19 protein-coding genes and 1 tRNA gene are annotated in these 21,234 nt (G+C 42.7%); 10 read left to right on the forward strand and 10 right to left on the reverse strand.

The genetic code is table 11. The annotated features are described in order from the left end of the window. Positions 1-66: 66 nt before the first annotated feature. Complete coding sequence (locus OA34_RS01570) at positions 67-1,020, reverse strand: TAXI family TRAP transporter solute-binding subunit (protein ID WP_039672080.1); 954 nt, start codon at positions 1,018-1,020, stop codon at positions 67-69. Positions 1,021-1,194: 174 nt separating this feature from the next. Here OA34_RS01570 and OA34_RS01575 point away from each other — a divergent pair. Both OA34_RS01575 and OA34_RS01580 read left to right on the forward strand, forming a co-directional pair. Continuing rightward, positions 1,195-1,269, forward strand: a tRNA-Asn gene (locus tag OA34_RS01575). A gap of 186 nt (positions 1,270-1,455) precedes the next feature. Further along, complete coding sequence (locus OA34_RS01580; protein WP_286682788.1) at positions 1,456-1,779, forward strand: integrase arm-type DNA-binding domain-containing protein; 324 nt, start codon at positions 1,456-1,458, stop codon at positions 1,777-1,779. Between the two features lie 205 nt (positions 1,780-1,984). Here the strand turns inward: OA34_RS01580 and OA34_RS01585 are convergent, their stop codons facing one another. The 3 genes from OA34_RS01585 to OA34_RS01595 all read right to left on the reverse strand — a co-directional run bounded on the left by OA34_RS01585 (position 1,985) and on the right by OA34_RS01595 (position 4,621). Then, positions 1,985-3,373, reverse strand: coding sequence for a sensor histidine kinase (locus OA34_RS01585; protein WP_039672081.1), 1,389 nt, complete (start codon positions 3,371-3,373; stop codon positions 1,985-1,987). A gap of 68 nt (positions 3,374-3,441) precedes the next feature. After that, complete coding sequence (locus OA34_RS01590; RefSeq protein ID WP_286682789.1) at positions 3,442-3,960, reverse strand: 7TMR-DISMED2 domain-containing protein; 519 nt, start codon at positions 3,958-3,960, stop codon at positions 3,442-3,444. Beyond that, positions 3,908-4,621, reverse strand: a complete 714-nt coding sequence (locus OA34_RS01595) for a response regulator transcription factor (RefSeq protein ID WP_286682790.1) — start codon at positions 4,619-4,621, stop codon at positions 3,908-3,910. The genes OA34_RS01590 and OA34_RS01595 overlap by 53 nt, the downstream gene beginning before the upstream one ends. A 246-nt stretch (positions 4,622-4,867) precedes the next feature. Between OA34_RS01595 and OA34_RS01600 the strand changes: the two genes are divergently transcribed. The 3 genes from OA34_RS01600 (at position 4,868) to OA34_RS01610 (ending at position 9,174) form a co-directional block, all read left to right on the forward strand. Beyond that, complete coding sequence (locus tag OA34_RS01600) at positions 4,868-6,484, forward strand: methyl-accepting chemotaxis protein (protein WP_039672083.1); 1,617 nt, start codon at positions 4,868-4,870, stop codon at positions 6,482-6,484. A 10-nt stretch (positions 6,485-6,494) separates the two neighbouring features. Further along, positions 6,495-8,171, forward strand: a complete 1,677-nt coding sequence (locus tag OA34_RS01605; protein WP_286682791.1) for a putative bifunctional diguanylate cyclase/phosphodiesterase — start codon at positions 6,495-6,497, stop codon at positions 8,169-8,171. Positions 8,172-8,244: 73 nt separating this feature from the next. Further along, entirely contained in the window at positions 8,245-9,174 is a 930-nt protein-coding gene (locus tag OA34_RS01610) for a lactate/malate family dehydrogenase (protein WP_039672084.1), read from the forward strand. Here OA34_RS01610 and OA34_RS01615 read toward each other — a convergent pair. Together OA34_RS01615 and OA34_RS01620 are read right to left on the reverse strand one after the other, a co-directional pair. Next, entirely contained in the window at positions 9,169-9,735 is a 567-nt protein-coding gene (locus tag OA34_RS01615) for a toxin-antitoxin system YwqK family antitoxin (RefSeq protein ID WP_039672085.1), read from the reverse strand. The two genes, OA34_RS01610 and OA34_RS01615, sit on opposite strands and share 6 nt — an antisense overlap. 46 nt (positions 9,736-9,781) lie before the next feature. Further along, entirely contained in the window at positions 9,782-12,142 is a 2,361-nt protein-coding gene (locus tag OA34_RS01620; protein WP_039672086.1) for a phosphoketolase family protein, read from the reverse strand. A gap of 119 nt (positions 12,143-12,261) precedes the next feature. On the opposite strand from OA34_RS01620, the gene OA34_RS13425 reads away from it, so the two are divergent. From OA34_RS13425 to OA34_RS01645, 5 genes are all read left to right on the forward strand, one after another. After that, positions 12,262-13,173 (forward strand): hypothetical protein, encoded by a 912-nt coding sequence (locus OA34_RS13425; RefSeq protein WP_286682792.1) that lies wholly within the window; start codon positions 12,262-12,264, stop codon positions 13,171-13,173. Next, a complete protein-coding gene (locus OA34_RS01630) occupies positions 13,173-13,937 on the forward strand; it encodes a dimethylarginine dimethylaminohydrolase family protein (protein WP_039672087.1) in 765 nt (254 codons plus the stop codon). Before OA34_RS13425 ends, OA34_RS01630 begins: the two co-directional genes overlap by 1 nt. 96 nt (positions 13,938-14,033) lie before the next feature. After that, positions 14,034-14,420: a very short patch repair endonuclease gene (locus OA34_RS01635; RefSeq protein ID WP_039672088.1), complete on the forward strand. Its 387-nt coding sequence runs from the start codon at positions 14,034-14,036 to the stop codon at positions 14,418-14,420. Then, on the forward strand, positions 14,417-16,534 hold the full coding sequence (locus tag OA34_RS01640) for an ATP-binding protein (protein ID WP_039672089.1): 2,118 nt from the start codon (positions 14,417-14,419) through the stop codon (positions 16,532-16,534). The genes OA34_RS01635 and OA34_RS01640 overlap by 4 nt, the downstream gene beginning before the upstream one ends. A gap of 10 nt (positions 16,535-16,544) precedes the next feature. Continuing rightward, on the forward strand, positions 16,545-17,882 hold the full coding sequence (locus OA34_RS01645; protein ID WP_039672091.1) for a hypothetical protein: 1,338 nt from the start codon (positions 16,545-16,547) through the stop codon (positions 17,880-17,882). Here the strand turns inward: OA34_RS01645 and OA34_RS01650 are convergent. The 4 genes from OA34_RS01650 to OA34_RS01665 form a co-directional block, all read right to left on the reverse strand. Continuing rightward, a complete protein-coding gene (locus OA34_RS01650; protein WP_286682793.1) occupies positions 17,879-18,925 on the reverse strand; it encodes a DNA cytosine methyltransferase in 1,047 nt (348 codons plus the stop codon). The two genes, OA34_RS01645 and OA34_RS01650, sit on opposite strands and share 4 nt — an antisense overlap. A 111-nt stretch (positions 18,926-19,036) precedes the next feature. Beyond that, positions 19,037-19,237, reverse strand: a complete 201-nt coding sequence (locus tag OA34_RS01655) for a VOC family protein (RefSeq protein ID WP_286682794.1) — start codon at positions 19,235-19,237, stop codon at positions 19,037-19,039. A gap of 196 nt (positions 19,238-19,433) precedes the next feature. Further along, entirely contained in the window at positions 19,434-20,564 is a 1,131-nt protein-coding gene (locus tag OA34_RS01660) for a Fic family protein (RefSeq protein WP_039672092.1), read from the reverse strand. A 66-nt stretch (positions 20,565-20,630) separates the two neighbouring features. After that, complete coding sequence (locus tag OA34_RS01665; protein WP_039672093.1) at positions 20,631-21,233, reverse strand: DJ-1/PfpI family protein; 603 nt, start codon at positions 21,231-21,233, stop codon at positions 20,631-20,633. Between the last annotated feature and the right edge of the window lies 1 nt (position 21,234).

Genomic DNA, 21,234 nt, shown 5'->3' on the forward strand with positions numbered 1-21,234 from the left:
GCGTAAACCTTTCTGTCGTACATGTAAGGCTTTTAACGTACAGCCCTACATGTAACTTTTCTGGAATTATTTTAACAGACCCGCTTCTTTAAATGCTTTGATAGCACCGGGATGTTGAGGTACGCTTAAGCCTTCCAACAAACTCTCTTTGGTAATCGTTTTGTAGGAGGGATGAAGCTCTTTAAATTTGTCGAAGTTGTCCAAGATGGTTTTAACGACTTGATACACCACTTCGTCTTTGACTTTGCTGCTGGTCACAAGAACCGCTTTGACGCCGATGCTCGGAACATCGTTTGGAACACCTTTGTAGTAGGTACCCGAGATAATGCCTTTAGCGTAATAAGGGTATTTTTTGACCAATGCGTCGATGGCGGGACCTTCAATAGGAACGATGTTAATATCTACGGAATTGGCGGCGTCTTTAATGTTGGCCGTCGGGTGACCCGCTACGAAGAAATAACCGTCGATGTGGTTGTCTTGAAGCATCGTCGGACCTTCGGTCGATTTAAGTTCGTTGGCGAGCGCCAAGTCGGAGCGTTTGATGCCCAAAGCTTCAAACACGACGTCGACCGTCATATTGGTGCCCGATCCGGGAGAGTCTAAATTGATCTTTTTACCTTTCAAATCCGCCATGGTTTTAATGCCCGATTTTTGGCTGACGACCAGTGCTAAAAGTTCCGGATAGATCGCAATCGCACTGCGAAGCTCGGGTACGGATGCCGCGCCTTCAAATTTACCTTCGCCTTTATAGGCTTGATACGCCGTGTCGCTTTGAGAGATACCGAAATCCAGCTCGCCCGCTTTGATCGTATTGACGTTATAGACCGATCCGCCGGTTGATTCTACGGAACAACGAATATTGGTCTCTTTCTTGTTTTTGTTAACCATTTGGCAAATTGCGCCGCCTGTGGGATAGTACGTTCCCGTAACGCCGCCCGTGCCGATCGTAATGAATTCTGCCGCAAACATAGGAACGCTGAGTGTTCCCGCCAATGCCAAGCCGATCAGTTTCTTTTGCATGGAGACTCCTTAGTCGTTAAGAATTAAATCGTTTAATCCTACAATGTTTCGTCTTACCTTATCTTGAATGAACCGGTGACATTTTGTGCTTTTTAGTATTTTTTTAGAAGAAGCTCTTATATGTCTTGACAATACACTATTTTTTGACTATAATTTCGACCTCATTCAGATTGTTCCGGATTAGCTCAGCGGTAGAGTAGGTGACTGTTAATCACTTGGTCGCTGGTTCGAACCCAGCATCCGGAGCCACTTTTTTTTAATATAACCCAATAAAGTCTATAAGCTCCCTAAATATCGAGATTTTGATGGTTTTGTTCGTCTGCTGAAATCCAATAAAAACCAATACCATCTACAACATTAATGTACTTTTTAATGTACTTCGGATAAGATTTATGAAAAGCTTCCACAAAAAGTACATTAAGAGGTTAGAAAACTATGGCAAATAGGCGAGTTGCTCCACTTAACGATACTCTCATCAAAACAGCAAAACCAAAAGATAAAGATTATACTCTTCCAGATGGTGATGGATTACAATTACTTGTTAAAGTAATAGGCTCTAAAGTTTGGGAAGTAAGATATACAATTTGTGGTAAAACGACTAAAACAACTATTGGAAAATACCCTCAAGTAAGCCTTGCCAATGCTCGCAAAATAAGAGACCAATATAAAGCTATGGCATTAGAAGGTGTCAGCCCTACTGAACAAAAAAATTATCAAAAATGGAACAAGAAAATAATGTTAAAGGGCAATTTCACTTAGTTGTTTATGATTGGCGATCATGTATCGGTTTTGACGATACGATTTTTAACGGCGATTTACCGTTTGTTTAAAAAGGATTCACGTCTTGTTTAAGCTAAACGATTATACTTTCAAAGTCAAGACACAAACCTCCTTTTTGTGATTACCTACTTGTTTTAACCTAAACGTTCGGATTGCCCGATCCGAGCGTTTCTTCTATTTTTTTTCATTCAACCGTCGGAAGTCGCATGATAAAAAGTGCACCTTTGGGATAGTTTCGAACGCTAATCGTACCGTGAAAACGTTTTTCAATAATCTCTTTGACCAAGAACAAACCAATGCCCGAATTATCGGCTTTGGCACAGACGTGCGGAAGAAAAATCCTCTCAATCGGATGAATACGAATCCCTCCGGCGTTATCGATGATGACGATACGGCATCGGCGGCACCGTTGTTTGACGACGATACGAATCAGCGGATGCGGTACGTGAACGATTTCAAATTGATCTTTCGCATTTTGCAGGATATTTAAAATCGCTTGCATAAATTCATTGGCGTTTCCTAACAATATCGCGTCGCTTTGGATACGCAGTTGTATCTCGATGCCGAGATTTTTAAAGGAAAATGCGAGCATATTGAGCAGAATTTCCGTTTGCTTGGAGACGCAAAACGGTTGATCGTTACTTTTGGCTTTCAATAAAAATCGGTAAAAAGTATCGATCGTTTCGGAAAGATGTTGGAGTATTTCGAAACTCGTGTCGAGCGACTCGAGAAGCGGTTGTTTTCGCACCGTATTGTGCAAAAGAAGCGAAGCTTTGACGTGTGTTAAAACGGCGCCTAAAGCATTGAGCGGTTGTCGCCATTGGTGGGTGATGTTGCCGATCGTACGGCCGATCGAGATAAATTTGGCATTAGTGAGTTGTTCTTGCTCTTTTTCACGGATACGCATCAAAGCGCTATGGTACTGCTTTTGCGTCTGTTTGCTTTTTAAAACCAATATCCAAATAAAAAAAATCATTTCCCAAAAACTGCCGACGACGATAATGCCCGTTTTTGCCAACGGGAAAAGCGGTATAAAACCCATTTGCGTTAACCAATACACAAGCATGCCCGTGTGGAAACCGAAAAGTCCGATCGTGTATAAAACGGCAAATCGGATACGCTTTAAAACGGCGAAAAAAGCGATCAAAAGGGTATAAATCGGAATGATGAAAGCGCTTGTTGCGAAAATCGCAAAGAGCATACGGTGTGCGAAGAAAAGCGGAAATAAAAGTGCAATGACAAAGCAAAAAAGATAGGTTGATTTTAGCCAGAATACGGAAAAGCGTCGCAAATCCAGTACGTGAATCGTAAAAAGTAGCATAGAAACGTATACTCCTGTAATACTGAGCGTTTTGAACCACTGATCTAAATTCTCCGACGAGCGTAGAGCATAAACGACAAAGTTATTCACGCATAAGACAAAGAAGCACACACTCATCAGATAGAGCGCATAATAGCCGTAAGCTTTCATCTTAAATTCGTAAAAAAGCATTAAATTGACGAAAAAAACCAAAACGACACCACCTAAAAAAAAGATAATCGGCAAGACGTTTTGATACGTTTGATAGTCCAATTCGGCTTGTGTCCCGACGAGAAGCGCAAGGATTAAGGGGCGGTGGGAGTTGATTTTAAAGAGATACGTCAGCGTTTTTTCCGAGCTAAGAAGTATAAAACGAGTAGAGGGTATTGTACTTCTCGTTGATCGATAGGGACGCTATTGCCGTTGATCGACGTATGCACGAGTCGATCATTGTCGTAAACAAAGCTTTCGACGCGGCTCAGTTGGTCGTAAAGGAATTCCAGATAAAAACGTTGTGAAGGGTTGGGCGGGAGGGCAAATGCGATCCAGTACGTTGCATCATCGGCACCGAAGCTGATCGCTTTGTTCGGTAAAGCTCGATATGTACCGTAGCGAAGGAGTATCAGCGCGTCTTCGTGCGATAAAGCGGCGGTGTCGCGTAAAAAAGAGACGTTTTCAAGACGTGGGCGGGTCGGTTGCGGAGTTTCAATTCCGTATAAAAATGGTGTCAGAAAGTAAAAAAGAAAGACCCAAGATTTCATAAAAACGGTCGCTTTTAGTGTGAAGTTTTCGGCAGGGAAACGCCCGTCACCCCATATCGCCGAAATACCGTGCGTCGTTGATGTTGATGCGATATCCAAGGCCTCTTTGTGAAAAAATAAGCGTATCTCCGAGTTTTTTTCGAATGCGCAAAACCAAGTTTTTTACGGCCGATTCGCACGGGATGTCGCGGTTCCATAACGAGAGTTCAATGGTCTGTTTGGAGAGAATACGGTGGTGATTGTCGATTAAAAGTTCGACCAGTTCTAACTCTTTGGTGCTCAGACGATAAATCGCATTATTATAATAAAATTCTTTGGTATCTCGGTTGAAAAAAAGATGTTCGTTGAGTGTGATTAGGTTGGGCGTATTGTGCATGCGTTTGATTGCTTGCGAAAGCGTCTTCACGAGAGACGAAAACTCGATAGGCTTGATTAAATAGCCGTCGACGGCAAGATTGACGGCTTTTAAAATGAGGTGTTTGTCGTCGTATCCGGTCAAAATGACGATCGGCGTCGCATAATCGATACGGCGAATTTGTGCAATTAGCTTCATACCGTCTTGTTTGGGCATTTGAATATCCGTCAAGACGATATCGGGACGGGAATCTTCGTACATGTTAAATCCCTCTTCGCCGTTTTGCGCACAATAAACGTTACAAAAGAGCATTTGAAGCGTGCTGGCGATATGCGTTCTTACGATGATATCATCTTCGACGAATAAAATCGATTTATTTTTCATCATGAGAAGATTGCTTTGCACGATACGTCCTTGAGTCCAAATTCGGATAACCATTATAGGTGGATGCTTTTAAATTTTAGCATACGAAAGTCATATTTAAGTCATAACGCACGAGAAGATCGATGACGCTTTTAGGACGAAAGCACATGTATGATTTTCCCAGTGCTTTTCAAAAGGATAGCGTTTTAACATGTAAGCCCTAAAGCGCGCTCTAGCATCGCAATGCATGAAAAAACGACCGTTCAAAACTCTCATCGAAGGACTTCTATGCTTCAGACGATTCGTGCTAAATTGATTTTTTTGTTCTTGATTTTTTTGTTCTTGGTTTTTTTGGTGGCTATTGTGAGTTTAGGGTATTTGCTTTCGCACAATACCGACGGAGCCAAAGTTGCGGCGGATAAGATCAAGCGTGCAGGAGAGATGCAGCTGCTTAGTTCTCAACTTGCGGTGCACACGAGGGGCTATCAACTCTTTTACGAAGAGCGAATGCTCGATAATTACACCAAAACGTACCGAGCGGTTTTACAACAAGCCGAAGCTTTGCTTCCTTTATTAAAAAGTGAAGAAACGCAAAAAATTCTTCAAAATGCACGTCAAACGTTTGAGGCGTACCATAAAGTCAATCTTGAGCGTTTCGCACTGGTCGGACAGTATAAAGATGCAATTAAAACGGCGGAATTTCGCGCTTCGGCGGACGGAAAGAAGTTGGAGCAAATCAGTCAAGACGCCAATACGTATTATTATAAAACTTTGGAGTCGGTCAAGACCTTGGTAGAACAAATCGAAAAACGTTCGTTTGACGAGTTGGATCAATCAAAAACCACGGGACTTGCCTTTGCCTTTGCGATTTTTGTCGTCGCATCTTTCATTTTTTTTGTGATTAACCGAGCGATTCGCCGTGCCATCGAAAAAGCGATCGATGGGTGTCGTTATATCGAAGAGCATAAAGATTTGCATTACGTGATCGATACGGGAAATAAAGATGAAATTTCGCACATCACCTCCGTGCTCAACCACCTTTTGAAGCAATTGGCAAAAGCCTTAGACGACGCCAAAAAAACGGCGGTTGAAAATGCGGCGGTTTCTGAAGAGCTTTCGAGTACGTCGATGCAAATAGGCGTTCGTAGCGAAGAGACCGCTAAAGACGTCGAGGAGACGACGCAAGCGACTAAAGCCGTCGCAGAAATTTTACTAAAAAGCGAAGAGAGTTCCAATCATTCGGGATTGCTGATTACCAAAGTCGCTACTGAATTGCAAAGCTCGGCACAGGAAGTTTTAACCGTTTCGACCGATTTGCAAGAGGTCGTGGTTACGCAAATGGATTTGTCGACGCGCTTAGAACAGTTGGATCGCGACGTCGAGCAAGTCAAGCAAATTTTATCGGTCATCGCGGATATTGCCGAACAGACGAATCTGTTAGCACTGAATGCCGCGATCGAAGCCGCGCGTGCTGGAGACCACGGACGCGGGTTTGCGGTAGTTGCCGACGAGGTTCGTAAATTAGCCGAGAGAACGCAAAAAAGTTTGATAGAAAGCAACGCCACGGTGGCGATTATCGTTCAGTCGGTCAACACGACGGCAGAGATGATGAAAACGGGCGCGACACAGATCAAAGCTTTGGGCGAGAAGGCGCAAAGTGCGCAAACTCTAATGCTGCAAACGGTCAACAATATGGACGAAGCAAAAGCGATGGCGCAGCAAACGGTGGAAGATACCAAAACGGGACGCATCAAAACGTCCGAAGTGATCGCACGTATCCAAAATATCAGCCAACTTTCCAACACCAATGCCCGTAGCGTCGAAGAAGTTGCTTCCGCCGCCGAGCATTTGGCGAAGTTGTCCGAGGGACTCAGCGTGACGCTTGCAGCATTTAAAACGGCGTGAGCGTGAGGTCATGACGACGCCGTATGTAACGGGAAAATCACGGCAGTCGCCGTCGCTTGAAGAAACGGCGGAAGACATCGTTGCTTTTTGCGATGCGATGCCCGAGCTCTTTTGTGAGGGCGTTTTTGTTTGCGACGAAGCGTACCGCGTGCTGGCACTCAGCCGGTCGCTTCAAGACGCTTTAGCCTCTTTTGACAAGACACGTCCGTATCCAAGCGTTCTCACGTTTTTTGCGGACGCTTGCTTGGTCTTTCATAAGGATCGTCCGCAATACTCGACCTTATTGGACCTACGGGGCGAATGCGTTCCCGTCGTCGTTTATCAAAGACTGTTGCATCCAAGCGGGTCTACTTTAATGCTTTTGATGTTGCAACAAAAGACGCAGACGCGTTTTCCTTTGAAGCGTTATTTTTTAGCGCAGTTTCCTAACCGTTTTTTATTTTTACATGCGATGCTGCAAGAAGCCATGCGTTATAACGCGTTGCATCAAAGCTTAAGTGCGTTATGTCTACTCGATATCGACCATTTTAAAACGATCAACCACGTGCACGGGTATGCAATCGGCGATGAAGTGTTGTCGCTGATAACGAAGCGCTTGGCGTCTCTGGTGAAATTTTCGGAGTTGGAGCATCTAAACGGCGACGAGTTTGCTATCGTGTTGCACTCTCAATTCGGTACTTTTGACGATACGGTAGCTCAAATGCATCGGCACGCCGCCTCATTTTTCAAAGTGCTTGCCGAACCTTTAGACGTGCAAGGGCATACGTTTCTCTTAACGTCTAGCATCGGTATCGTCGTTTTCGACCAAGACGAATACACGGTCGATCAAATCATCCAATATGCTGATAACGCGTTATACGAAGCAAAAAAAGCAGGACGCAATACGATCGCTTTTTTTGATCCCTCGATTCAACGCAAATTGGAAGAAAGGGTCGATTTATTGGCGCAATTGCGCGATGCGATTGCTTTGGGTCATATGCGTTTGGTGTACCAAAAACAGTGGACGAGCGACGCAAAAGACGCACCTATGAGCGTGATAGGCGCGGAGGCTTTGGTGCGTTGGTACAAAGAGGGCGAAGGCGAGGTCGCGCCCGATCGTTTTATTGCGCTCTCCGAAGAGAGCGGATTGATCGTGCCGCTTGGAAAATGGATATTAAGCGAAGCGTTTCGCGAGCTAAAACGTTGGGAAGAAGACCCTTTCAAATGCCGTTGGCAACTTTCGATCAATATCAGCGTCAAACAATTCGAGCAAGAAGATTTTATTTCCACCGTCCAAGCATTGCTTTCACATGTGCAATGTGACCCGACCAAAGTGCGTTTTGAATTGACCGAGAGCCTTTTGATTCAGGATTTGAAAAGCTCGTTGCGTAAAATTCATACGCTAAGCAAACTCGGTATTTCGTTCTCGATCGACGATTTTGGAACGGGGTACTCTTCCTTAGCCTATTTGAAACGTTTGCCGATTCATGAGCTCAAAATCGATAAAACTTTTATTCGCGATTTGACGTTTGATTCTGCCGACATTATTTTGGTGCGGACGATTTTGGGTATCGCTCGGCAATTTCACCTCGACGTCGTTGCCGAGGGCGTGGAAACGTACGAGCAATACGCCCTCTTATGCGACATGGGGTGTCGTTTTTTTCAAGGCTATTTTTTGAGTCGCCCCGTTCCTTCGGCGGCACTTTGAGACTGCTTAATTTTTACGATCTTTTTTGGGTGCAAGCGTGCTATACTTTTCCATTTTCATCAAGGAACAAAAGATGCGCGTTGGAATTATCGGAGCGGGCGGCGTGGGCGTCGAATTGGTTAATTACCTCTTAACGTTAGGCAGTACGAGCGAGATCGTTTTGGTCAATCGCAACCAAGAAAAAGCACAAGGCGAAGTGGCGGATTTTTCGTTCGTCGAGTCGTTTACCTACGCCCGCAATACGCATTTGCACAGCGGCGATTACGTCGATTGCGCGCATTGCGACGTTATCGTCGTTACGGCGGGTATTACGCTCAAAGAGGGACAAAGCAGGGACGAGCTCTTGGGTGAAAACGCCGCGCTGATTCAAAAAATCATTCGCGAACTTTACATGTATGCGCCGCAAGCGATCGTCATTATGGTCACGAATCCCGTCGACGTCTTAACGCACATCGCTTATAAAGAGGGATTGTATCCTAAAGAGCGGTTGATCAGTGCGGGAACGTTGGTCGATACGGCACGTTTTATGAAAATCGTGAGCAAAAAAGTAGGCATCGATCCTAAAAATATCAACGGCTATATTTTGGGCGAACACGGCAAAGGAAGCACGCTTCCGTGGAGTATTTGCAATATTTGCGGGCTAGACGTCGATACGTTTTGCGAACTCAACGGTTTAGCCTTGCTCGATCGCGCGCAGATTTACCAAGACGTGATTAACGCGGGATTTGAGGTTTTCAAGCATAAAGGCAACACCAACCACAGTACCGCCGCAAGCGTGTTTCGCATTATTCGCGCAATTGCCAACGACGAACATTCGGTGCTTCCTTTGGGGGTGTATTTACAAGGAGAGTACGGTTTAACTGACGTTGTGCTAAACGTGCCGGTCGTCGTGACGCGCAAGGGTGCTACGAAAATATTAAACTACAAGCTCCTCCCCGAAGAGCTTGAAGCCTTACATGTCAGCGCAAAAAATATGCAAGCGTTGGCGCGCACGGTTTTATAGGCCGACGGTTTTAAGTTCGTTTTCGCTCATCGGAGTTTTGGAGCCTTTGGCATCGTAGGCAAAGCCTTTGATCGCGACGCTGTGTTCAAACGTTACTTCGTAAGATAGCTTACCGTTTTCGTCAAAAATCTTAGCGACGCCCTCGGCTTTATTGGCGTGAAAAGGCGTTTGGCTTTGGATTTTTCCCGACTCGTAGTACAACGTGGCGATTCCCTCGGCTTGGTCGTTTTGAAACGGTGTTTCGCTTTGGAGGCGTCCGGAGGTAAAATAGCTCTTTTTAACGCCTTCGATCACGTCGTTTTTAAAAGGTGCTTCGCCTTGTAATTCGCCGCTTTCGTAATACGTTTTTCCCATTCCTTCGCGTTTACCGTCTTTAAAGGGCGTTTCACCGCGGAGTTTTCCCGAAGCGTAGTAAAATTTCCCTATGCCGTTGGCAAGGTTGTGGGTTTTAACCTCGATTAAAAGGCCGTCGTGTCGCTCTTCCAAATCGCCGTATTCGTAACTTTTGTCGGCGGCGAAGAGCGTTAAAAAGGCAAAAAGCAGTATAAATATAGATCTCATCGTGTATCCTTGACGTGTTTTGAAGAGCGTATGGTAGCATAGTAGGTTAAACGAAAGGTTTCCATTGCCATTCTTGGATTTCGGGCATATCTTGACCGTAGGTTTGGATGTACTCTTTATGACATGTCAGTTTTGCGTGCATCGACGCTTTGATTGTTTCGGCGTAAGGGTGCATTTTATCGACGCGTTCCATGACGTCCATGACCAAATGAAATCGATCCATATCGTTTAAAACGACCATATCAAAAGGCGTCGTGGTCGTTCCCTCTTCTTTGTAGCCTCTGACATGTAAGTGGTCGTGAAACGCTCTTTTGTACGTTAGGCGATGAATCAACCACGGATAGCCGTGATACGCGAAGATGCACGGTACGTCTTTGGGGAAAAGCGCATCGAATGCCTCGTCGCTAAAACCGTGAGGATGCTCTTTTTGCAGGCACATCAAATCGACGATATTGACCACGCGCACGATCAATTCCGGCACAAGCGTTCGTAAAAGCGTCACGGCGGCAAGTGTCTCTAAAGTAGGAACGTCTCCGCAACACGCCATCACGACGTCGGGCGTTTGGTTGGCGTCGTTGCTAGCCCACGCCCAAACGTCCATTCCTTTTTCGCAATGAAGCACCGCTTCTTCGATGCCCAGCCATTGCAATTCGGGTTGTTTTCCGGCGACGATGACGTTGATGGCATCGTAACTGCTTAAGCAACGCGCGGCGACATGTAAGAGCGTGTTGGCGTCGGGCGGAAAGTAGACGTTGATAATATACGCTTTTTTATTGACGACGACGTCGATAAATCCGGGGTCTTGGTGCGAAAAGCCGTTGTGGTCTTGTCGCCAGACGTGTGATGTCAAAAGGTAGTTCAGCGATGCGACGGGTTTGCGCCACGCAATTTCGCGGCTCGTGACTTTTAGCCATTTGGCGTGTTGGTTGAACATCGAGTCGATAATGTGAATAAACGCTTCGTAACATGAGAAAAAACCGTGCCTTCCCGTGAGCAAATAGCCCTCAAGCCACCCTTGACATGTATGTTCGGAGAGTATTTCCATTACCCGTCCGTGCGGTGCTAAATGATCGTCGGTGTCGAGGCGTTCCGCCATCCATGCGCGTTCGGTAACTTCAAAGAGGGCACTGAGACGGTTCGATGCCGTCTCATCGGGGCCGAAAACGCGAAACGTATCGGGGTTGCCTTGCATAACGTCGCGTAAAAAGTTGCCCAAAACGCGGGTAGATTCGGCGGTCGTCGTACCGTGTGCGTCGATGGAAACGCCGTAATCTTTAAAAGGAGGCAGGGCTAAAGGTTTTAAAAGTAAGCCGCCGTTGGCGTGCGGATTGGCTCCCATACGTCGCTTGGCTTTGGGGGCTAAGGCGGCAAGTTTTGCTACGAGCGTGCCGTTTGCGTCGAAAAGCTCTTCGGGGCGATAGCTTTTGAGCCAGCGTTCAAGAAGAGCGATATGTTCGGGATTGTGATCGAGATTGGCAAGCGGGACTTGATGCGAACGCCACGACCCTTCGGTTGGAAGTCCGTCCACTTCTTTGGGACCGCTCCAGCCTTTGGGCGTTTTGAGCACGATCATAGGCCACATAGGACGCGCCGTTTTGCCTTCGTTTCGTGCTTCATGCTGAATCGTTTTAATTTTTAGCGTAACGGTTTCGAGGATGTGCGCCATTTTTTGATGCATGCTCATAGGCTCGTCGCCTTCAACGAAAAAAGGCTCGTACCCGTAGCCGATAAAAAGCTTTTCAAGTTCATCGTGCGAGATGCGTGCCAAAACGGTCGGATTGGCGATTTTGTAGCCGTTGAGATGCAAGATCGGAAGAACGGCACCGTCGCGTTTGGGGTTTAAAAATTTGTTCGAGTGCCATGCGGTCGCTAAGGCTCCCGTCTCCGCTTCGCCGTCGCCGATAACGCAACACGCGATCAGATCGGGATTGTCGAAAACCGCTCCGTAGGCATGCGAAAGCGCATAACCCAATTCGCCCCCTTCGTGAATGGAACCGGGCGTTTCGGGTGAGGCGTGGCTGGGAATACCTCCGGGAAAGGAAAACTGTTTAAAGAGCTTTTGAAGTCCCTTTTCGTCACGGGTAATATCGGGATAAAATTCACTGTACGTGCCTTCCAAATAGGTATTGGCGACGAGGGCGGGACCTCCGTGTCCTGGACCTGCGATAAACAGGGCGTCGATGTCGTATTTAAGGATCAGCCGGTTCATATGCGCGTAGATAAAATTGAGCCCCGGCGTCGTCCCCCAATGCCCCAAAAGGCGCGGTTTGATATGCTTTGACGCTAAAGGCTCTTTTAAAAGCGGGTTGTCCAAAAGGTAAATTTGTCCGACGGAAAGGTAATTTGCCGCACGCCAATACGCATCGATAGCTTCTACTTCGGATAAAGAAAGCTCGTGATCGTTCATCGTATCTCCTTTATGTTCACGCGTCTGTATGCTACTTCGATTCGGCTTAAAAGAAAAAGAGCGTGAGGCTTTAAAGCTATGCTACAATGCTTTTTTTGATTTAAACGGAAAGGGTCGGCATGGGAATTAGCAGGAAAAATCTTGAGGCATTGGTAGACGATGTGGTTTTACCTTTTGAAAAATTTATTATCGAAGATCCGAGGTTTTCGGAGTACCTTTTAGATCCCGAAGTCGCCAAAGTACATAACCTTGCCGTGTCGAAGCTGACCGTTTATATTTACGCGAATCTCAAAAGAGCGCGGGCTTACATCCAAGAGGGTGCGCTCAAGCATAAAGAGAAGTTTATTCCGGTTGAAAATCTTAGAGAGTTTTATTCGCTCTATTTTACGTTGTGCAAAGAGTGGAACCAAAAGCATTTCGAAAACGAAGACCGCTTCGGAAAAAATATAGAGAGCATCGAGCAGTTCGTTTACGAATCGTTCGCCAAAGAAAACGAGAGCAAAGAGGAGTTTTTCATCTACGATTCGGAAGTGCTCTCTTCGGATATGCAAAAGATGCACTACGAAGACGCGGTGAAAATAAGCGCCGTTGATTTTTGTGCCGAGGGTAGCATCGACGAGTTGGATATTGAAGATATCTTGGAAAGTTGCGACGATCTTGCTCAAAGCGTACAAGACGAAACGATTGCGCATGATGAGGCGTATTTCTTACATGTCAACGAACGATTTCAATCCTATGCCGCCGTTTTGGAAAAAAATATGGAATTTCGCGACTTGGGATTCACCCTCTCGAAACTTTCTGCGTTATTGTCGGCACATATGCCTTTGTTGGCGACGCACGGCGATCAAAAGAAAATTATGGTGATATTAAACGCGATCGTCGAGGATTTAATCGCGTGGACGGACGCGGTGTTGAAAGAAAAAACCGCCGTGGATATTCACTATCTAGACGCATCGCTTTTTTCGAGCATTATTCAATTTGAGATGCTGCTCACGCCTTCGAACGATGAAGAAGAATTGGAGTTTTTTTAATGTTTTACGCCATAACGCACCTACCTTCCCCAAAATTGCAAAACTGTGAACTCACGTTTTTACAAAGCGAACCCATCGATATGCCAAAAGCGACCGCCCAACATGCGGCGTATTGCGCGATGTTGGAGCGATGCGGTGCAACCGTCGTCGTTTTGGACGAAAATCAAGATTGTCCCGACAGCGTCTTTGTGGAAGACCCCGTTATCGTCTTTGACGAGATCGCCGTTTTGACCTCCATGGGCGTGGCGTCGCGAAGAAAAGAGAGCGAAGCGATGGCAAGAGTTTTTGCGAAGTATCGCACGGTTAAACGCATCGAACTTCCCGCCAAAATCGAAGGCGGCGACGTGCTTAAAGTCGGCAAGAAGATCTTTGTCGGGCTTTCGCCTCGCACGAATAAGGAAGGCATCCAAGCGTTGGAAGCCATCATCAAACCGTACGGCTACAGCGTCATTCCCGTCAACGTCACGGGGTGTTTGCACCTCAAAACCGGATGCACCGCGCTCGATGAAAAAACCGTACTGATCAACGCCGCGTGGGTGGACGCTAATGCCTTTGAAGGTTTTACGCAAATCGCCGTGCCAGAGGATGAACCTTTCGGCGCAAACGTCCTTAAAATGGGCGACATTCTTTGTATGAACGAAGCCTTCCCCAAAAGCATAGCCCTTGTAAAATCGCTCGGCTACAACGTCGACTCCTGCAACATCACTGAATTTGTCAAAGCCGAAGCGGGTCTTACATGTATGAGTGTACCGTTTAACGGTTGAGGTGGTTGAGTTACATGTTAAAGTATAAATTACAAAGCGAAGGTAGTGTAATGTTTTTGTTTAATAAAGAATATTTTTCTGTATAATATCTTTAAAATGGATTCCAAAACAGCTAAAAAAATCAAATCAAAAAATACCGGTATTGAGCTATTACTGCGTCGCGAATTATGGAAACGAGGATATCGTTACCGAGTAAACGATAGAACGGTATTTGGCAAGCCGGATATTGTTTTTCATAAACAAAAGATTGCAATTTTTTGCGATAGCGAATTTTGGCACGGTAAAAAGTTTCTCGCAGGAGAACAATTTAAAACCAATAACGAGTTTTGGGAAGCAAAAATTAAACGTAACATTGAACGAGATCAAGAAGTGAATCGAATCCTTGAAACCGAGGGATGGAAGGTATTAAGATTCTGGGGGATAGATATAAAAAACAATGTAACTCAGTGTATTAATATTATAGAAGAGAGATCAATATTATGATTATAAATCAAACATTCAACATATCACCGAGAGTATTGAAACATTTGGGCAATGATTTAATCAAAGACGAGTCTATTGCTATTTTTGAACTCGTGAAAAATAGTTATGATGCCTGTGCTTCTCGATGTGATATTTTCTTTCAGACATCTGATAATAATCCGAATATTGTTAATGAAATTATGATTAAAGACAACGGCTTTGGCATGAACCTATTTACTATCCAAAATGTATGGCTAACGATAGGAACGGACAATAAAGCAAAAAATACCAAAGAAAATTCATGCGGCCGTTTACCTTTAGGTGAAAAAGGAATAGGTCGTCTTAGCGTACATAAATTGGGCAATATAATTGAAATGTATACGAAGACTAGAGACGACAAAGAAGTACATGTGTATATCGATTGGAATCAGATCGAAAATATTCATTCTCTTGAACAGTTTATAATCAAAATTGAAGAAAAAGACAATCCGGTTATTTTTAAAAATAATTCAACCGGCACATTTCTTAAAGTTCGTCAATTGAAAGGCAATTGGGATTCAAGAGGAAAATTAAGAGATATTTATCGCACTTTACTAACCTTTAGTACGCCTTTTGAGTCTACTGAACTTTTTACGGTAGAGGCAACTTCAAATAACCCGAAACTATTTGATAATTTGCCGAAAGTACAAGATATCTTGCAGACGGCAATGTATAAATGTGAAGCCACTATTAGCGGTTCTACAATTTTAGAATTCGATTATGAATTTGCTCCTTGGACAACAATAATAGATAAGATTGAGGGTAGAAATAAAGATGCGTTGGACGAAATCGACAAAACTTTATATCAAAAGATAGATACAAAAAAGAAAGAAGTTATTGATTTAGAAGATTATGAAATAGGAAAAATAAAATTTAAACTTTTTGTTTTTGAAAAAAATACTTTATTGAAAAACTTTTATCCGTTCGGCATTCAAAGCGTAAATGAATATTTAAAATATAACGGCGGCGTAAGAGTTTTTAGAGATGGGATTCGGGTATTTAATTACGGTGAACAGGGGAATGATTGGTTAGGTATTGATGCTAAACGTGTCGGAAGGGTTGGAGGAAATATTAGTAATAATATTATTCTCGGTGCGGTGAATTTGGATCGAAAAACGAGCAGAGCGCTAGAAGAAAAAACGAATCGAGAGGGTTTTATTGAAAATGAAGCATACGAGGCATTTGAAAAAGCAATTGAATGTGTTTTAAGTCTTTTTGTACGTGAAATAAATCTCGACAAGCAAAGAATAAAGGCTGTATTTAATAGTGAGAAGAGATCTGAACCGGTAGTTTCCGATTTGAATGATTTGGAAGATTATATCCGCGTAGCCGATGATAAAGATATAGCAAAAGAGACAAAAACACAGTTATTAAGTTATGTCGGAAGAATCAAAAATAGTTACGACAATATAAAAGACCTTTTGATCAAACAAGCGGGCTTAGGGCTTAGTTTAGGTGTCATTGTACATGAGACAGAGAAAATGATTGCTAGAAGTATAAAAGCTATACAAGAAAAGAATTATGATGATTCGTTGTATTATGTTCAGATGCTCAATAAAATAGTAGAACGCAGTTCCTATATATTGAAAAAAAGCGACATTAAAAGTATTCAATTAAGCAAGTTGGTTGAAAAAGCCTTGGATACCGTCCGCTTTAGATTTAAAGATCATAAAATTAAATTAATTAATGAATATTCAAGTTCTGAATTAATGGGCAAGTTGCCGGAAACTCAATCAATTTCAATGTTACTAAATTTGCTTGATAACGCAATCTTTTGGACGTGTATATCAAAAGACGAGTCAAATAGAAGTATTACGATTAAAGTAACCGATGCAATAGACGGCTATCATTCAATTGTTATAGCTGATTCGGGGAATGAGTTTAATATGCCGGAAGAGATGTTAACCACACCGTTTGTAAGCGGTAAACCTCTCAATTCCGGGACGGGACTCGGATTGTATTTAGTTGATCTTTTTATGAAAGAAATAGGCGGTAAATTGAAGTTTCCGGAAAAAGGCGACATTGACTTTGGTAGTGAAGCAGATGAACGAGATTCTACTCATGCGGTTGTAGCATTATGTTTCAAAAAAAATTAAAGGGCGATAAATGAGTTTTAATATAGCTTCCGCGATTGATTCTGTTTTGGTGGTTGATGATAAGAATGAAGAAGTTGAAAACTTAATTGAGGAACTTTCAAGCAAAAGTATTCAAACAAAATATATCAATCCCACAGAAATTGAATCTGTTGAAGTTAAATGCGGTAATACGCTAATAATTCTTGACTTTGAGCTCATTGAAGGTGCCAAACATAAAGACAATATTGCCACAATAAGAAACGTACTCTCTAAAGTAACGAGCAATCTTAAGGTTTACGGTATTGCCTTTTGGAGTAAACACAGTGAAGATCATTTTGATGAAGATGCAGGTAAAAAATTATTCGATGAAATAAAGATTAGAATTGACTCAGACATAGCAGATAAAAGTTTAGCAAATCCGCCTCTATATTATGTATCAATAGTAGATAAATTAAAATATATTGACGGCACTTATGAATGGAGTGAGTTTTTTGATCATTTTAAAAATTCGTTAAAAACGAGTAAGAGTGCAATGTATTATTTTCGATGGTCATATCTGATGAAAGATGCCGTTTATGATACTTTTGGGAAAATCAATCGTATATTGGCTGATTATAGATATTCCGATAGAGATTCAATTTTAGCTTTTCTTCTTTATCATCTATCTAAAGTACATATCGGTTATGAAGAAGATAATACTACTAAACTTGCCAATCATTCTTTTAGAGCTATGGCAGGGATGCTTGAAGATGTAATTAAAGAAAAAACTGATTCGATTCAAGATTGCCAAGTTTTACAAGATTACAGCGACAGTTTTACTGTTAAAACTATATTGGATGCAGATGTTGCAGTAAGTGTCAATGTAAAAGGAGAAATACTTAATAATACTTCATTATTAAAAACAATTGGGCAGTTAAATGCTATTTATGCATTTGATTTTAACGCTGAGTACGCACGAGATCTTTTTATGCCAGGTAATGTGTATAAAGTACCTGAAGGGTTCAGCAGTTGTTTAGAATCGGAATTTGATGGGCAAATAAAAGTATTATTGGAGATAACACCCCCGTGCGATTTTGCGCAGGGTCGATGCACTCAGCCAAAATTTTTGGAAGGCGTGTTTTGTGATATTGCTATTGCAAAAAATAAAAAAGGAGCGAAGTATTATAATTTTTTGCACCCAATTTTTTATAATGGACAAGCTTATTATTTTATTTTAGACTTCAATACGATGTATATGGGAAGTATTGCTGATTCTCGAACAAATTTTATCGGCAGAGCAAATGATGGTCTGTTTGCTGATATTCTACAAAAATACTCTTCCCATATTTCACGTTTAGGTGTGAGTTTTATTAACAATATAAAATACTAAGAAAGGGCTTGAAAATACTTCCCGAAAGCTTCCGCCATTTTAGGCGGAACGGCATTACCGATTTGTCGTGCCGCTTTTTCGATTCGTGCATCATCAAATACATAATGTTTAGGAAAAGATTGAAGCAAAGCGCCTTCGCGTAAAGAAATAGCTCTATTTTGTTCCGGATGGCCGTAACGACCGGTAGAAATGCTAAAAAATTTAGTTGTTAACGTCGGTGCCGGTTTTTTCCAATCCATTCGACCGTAGACGTCCGTATGCCCTTTAAAGTTTCTATGACATTTTAACCATAAATGTTCCGGCCAATCTAAACGATTTTTATATTTGAGACGCTCTTTATTGATAGGTGCTAAATTGGCACAGCGATGATTTGGAATTTTCGAGTGCGTTTGTCCGGCTTCTATGGGTGCAAGCTTTTTTATAACGTTTTCAACCGTTTCATAAGGTTTTTCGATACCGTCGTATTCACCTTTCGGTATCTCGACTTGACCGCATTTAGACGCAAGTAAAACAAAGCGTTTTCTATTTTGTGCTACTCCGTAATTTAATGCGTTAACGATACGCTTATCCCAGCTATAACCTTTTTGATCTAAAATATCCGTGAAATATTTAAAATTATCGGGCTCAAATCTTTCTAATCCGGCAACGTTTTCCATGAAAACAAAATCGGGATCCGTATCTCTTACGAGATTAGCAAAATATGTAATAAGCGTTCGTCGTTCGTCGCTTTTATTGCCTCTATTTTTATTTTTTAACGAAAAAGGTTGACACGGTGCGCAACCGGCCAATAGAAATTTTTTCTTTTCTTTTCTTCTTTGCGTTTTCGTTCCGACAATATCGTAAACGTCTTCTTTTGTGAGCTCCGTAACACTTTTTAAACAATATTTTGGATTCTCGCCGTTAGGACGTTTATTATTTCTTTCGTATGCATTTTTGGCTGCCGGCTCTATATCAAATCCACAAATTACGTCGATACCGGCTTCTAAAAGTCCGCAAGTCAACCCGCCGACTCCGCAAAACAAATCGATCGCAACTATACTCAATTTACACTTCCTAGAGTTCTAAATTTAACATAAAATTATGCCTGAAATACCCTTTACTTTTCAATAGTTTTAAGAAGGGATGAGTTAGCTTTTTGAAAGATTTTCAATGCCTTATCTTACCTCATTCGCAACTTCGATCAGATTGCCGTCGGGGTCGCGAAAATAGACGGAGAGGAGTTTTGCTCTTGTGCCCGTTCGTTTGACGGGTCCTTCGATGCACACGACATTGCACGTTTTGAGGTGAGTTAAAACTTCGTCGACGGTTTTTTGGGTGATAAAACAAAGATCGCTTGTGTGCGGCTTTGGGCTCAAACTCATGTCCGATTTGATGAAGATTGATTTTGCCGTGAGCAAATTTCAACGCTAAAAGTGATCTCTCCTTTACCTAAAACTCGCGTGTAAAATACCATACGTACTAAAATTTTAATTCCCGTAGAGTGGCAAACAAAATTCGAGATTATCTTACAAAATTATTTGACAAGCAATGAATCCGAAGAAACGCCACTCTTTACTTACAAATGATCCTATAACTCACATTTCGCCCAGCCGTTCCTTCAATCTGCTCAATACACCCAAACTCTAACAATTCTGCAATATCCCTTGATGCTGTTGTTGAAGCAGTATCGGCAATACTCATGTACTTTTTCTTACTCAAATGCCCTTTGAAATTCTCTATTCCTATATCTAAAATAAAGTTGAGCACCTTAATTTGCCTAGCATTAAGTGGTTGATATCTATGTTTATCCCAAAACTGTGTTTTAAAGACAATGTGACTTAGTTTACTCTTTGCATCCAATAGGGCTTGATAAAGTGTCGTTAAAAACCACTCACACCACAGTGTGATGTCTAAAACATCGCCATCTTTTTGAACATATCCTGTTGTATTTTCAAGGGCTGTATAGTATGCCTTTCTATTATCATTAATCGTACTTGACATCGAGTAGAGTCTTGAGATTTTAGAGTTTTCAATATTGGAGAGCACTAAATCGGTGATAGCTCGTGTGATTCGTCCATTACCATCGTCAAAAGGGTGAATAATAACAAACCAAAGATGGGCAATACAGGCTTTAATCAACGTTGGTTTTTCGCTATTAAACCATTCTAAGAAACGTTGCATCTCTTGTTCTAGTCTATCACGAGGCGGTGCTTCATAATAGACAATTTCTTTGCCCATTGAGCCACCAACGATTTGCATCGTCTCTTCACCTCTAAAAGAAGCCGTATTGATTTTACGTAAGCCACTGTACCCTTTAGGAAAGAGTGCATTGTGCCATCCAAAGAGTCTCTCTAAGGTTAAGGCTTTATCATAGTTGGTATTGGCATCAATGAGGATTGAAACTAAGTTATCTGTTGAATCAACAATTTTTTTATCGTCAATCTCTCTCAATCCAAATTTTTTAGCGATGGATGCTTTAACGCTATCTCTATTGAGTATCTCTCCTTCAATGGCAGCAGTACTCAATGTTTCATTGAGCAAGGCATCACATTGCCGTTGAAGAATAGTATCTTGGCTGAGTGTTTGCGAAAGTGCTAGTAGATAGCCTTGCTCCATGGCAATTTTTTGAAGTAAATATTCTAGCTTTTCAAATTGATAGGTAAAGTGTGGATAGTTTTCGTATTGCCAGATCCATCGTTTCATGGGTATGTTCCAAATTGGTATGATTAGACGGCATAATCATACCATAAATGGTACGATTTAGTGCTGTTATCCGTTTTGCGTCCAGTCGAATTCCAATTGGCGTGCCGTTTTTTCGGCTAAATCGTTATCGACAAGGCGACGCACCAAATGCAAGCTCATATCGATGCCCGCCGAGATACCCGCAGATGTGACGATATGCCCTTCATCGACCCATCGGACATTTTCGACGACGTTCGTGTTGGGAAACATCGCTTTTAAATCATCGATGTCTTCCCAATGCGTGGTCGCTTTTTTCCCTTCAAGCAATCCCGCTCGTGCCAATAAAAAAGCACCCGTGCAAACGGAAGCACTGAGTTTCGTCGTCGGTACGACGGTTTGAATCCACTCGCACAACGCTTGGCTTTTGAGTTCTTCGTCCACGACGCCGCCGGGAATCAAGAGCGCATCGAGTTTAGGATGGTTATCGATCGTAAAATCGGGAGCAATAACCAATCCCGCGCGTGCGCGAATCGCCGCTTTCGTACGTGCGATCGTGACGACTTCAAAAGGAGCGTTTGTACCTTTTGCATGCTTTAAAAACACTCGCGTCGCCGTCGTAAAAACCTCAAACGGTCCGGCAAAATCAAGCACTTCAACCTGATCGAAGATATAAATACCTATACGTAACATA

The sequence above is a fragment of the Sulfurospirillum sp. MES genome (genome assembly GCF_000789415.1).
Taxonomy (GTDB): Bacteria; Campylobacterota; Campylobacteria; order Campylobacterales; family Sulfurospirillaceae; genus Sulfurospirillum; species Sulfurospirillum cavolei.

Coding starts and splice junctions, on each gene's coding strand:
- OA34_RS01610 (WP_039672084.1), top strand. CDS start 8,245: ATGCGCGTTGGAATTATCGGAGCGGGCGGCGTGGGCGTCGAATTGGTT.
- OA34_RS01640 (WP_039672089.1), top strand. CDS start 14,417: ATGATTATAAATCAAACATTCAACATATCACCGAGAGTATTGAAACAT.
- OA34_RS01580 (WP_286682788.1), top strand. CDS start 1,456: ATGGCAAATAGGCGAGTTGCTCCACTTAACGATACTCTCATCAAAACA.
- OA34_RS01665 (WP_039672093.1), bottom strand. CDS start 21,233: ATGTTACGTATAGGTATTTATATCTTCGATCAGGTTGAAGTGCTTGAT.
- OA34_RS01645 (WP_039672091.1), top strand. CDS start 16,545: ATGAGTTTTAATATAGCTTCCGCGATTGATTCTGTTTTGGTGGTTGAT.
- OA34_RS01570 (WP_039672080.1), bottom strand. CDS start 1,020: ATGCAAAAGAAACTGATCGGCTTGGCATTGGCGGGAACACTCAGCGTT.
- OA34_RS01635 (WP_039672088.1), top strand. CDS start 14,034: ATGGATTCCAAAACAGCTAAAAAAATCAAATCAAAAAATACCGGTATT.
- OA34_RS01615 (WP_039672085.1), bottom strand. CDS start 9,735: ATGAGATCTATATTTATACTGCTTTTTGCCTTTTTAACGCTCTTCGCC.
- OA34_RS01620 (WP_039672086.1), bottom strand. CDS start 12,142: ATGAACGATCACGAGCTTTCTTTATCCGAAGTAGAAGCTATCGATGCG.
- OA34_RS01630 (WP_039672087.1), top strand. CDS start 13,173: ATGTTTTACGCCATAACGCACCTACCTTCCCCAAAATTGCAAAACTGT.
- OA34_RS01660 (WP_039672092.1), bottom strand. CDS start 20,564: ATGAAACGATGGATCTGGCAATACGAAAACTATCCACACTTTACCTAT.
- OA34_RS01605 (WP_286682791.1), top strand. CDS start 6,495: ATGACGACGCCGTATGTAACGGGAAAATCACGGCAGTCGCCGTCGCTT.
- OA34_RS13425 (WP_286682792.1), top strand. CDS start 12,262: ATGGGAATTAGCAGGAAAAATCTTGAGGCATTGGTAGACGATGTGGTT.
- OA34_RS01600 (WP_039672083.1), top strand. CDS start 4,868: ATGCTTCAGACGATTCGTGCTAAATTGATTTTTTTGTTCTTGATTTTT.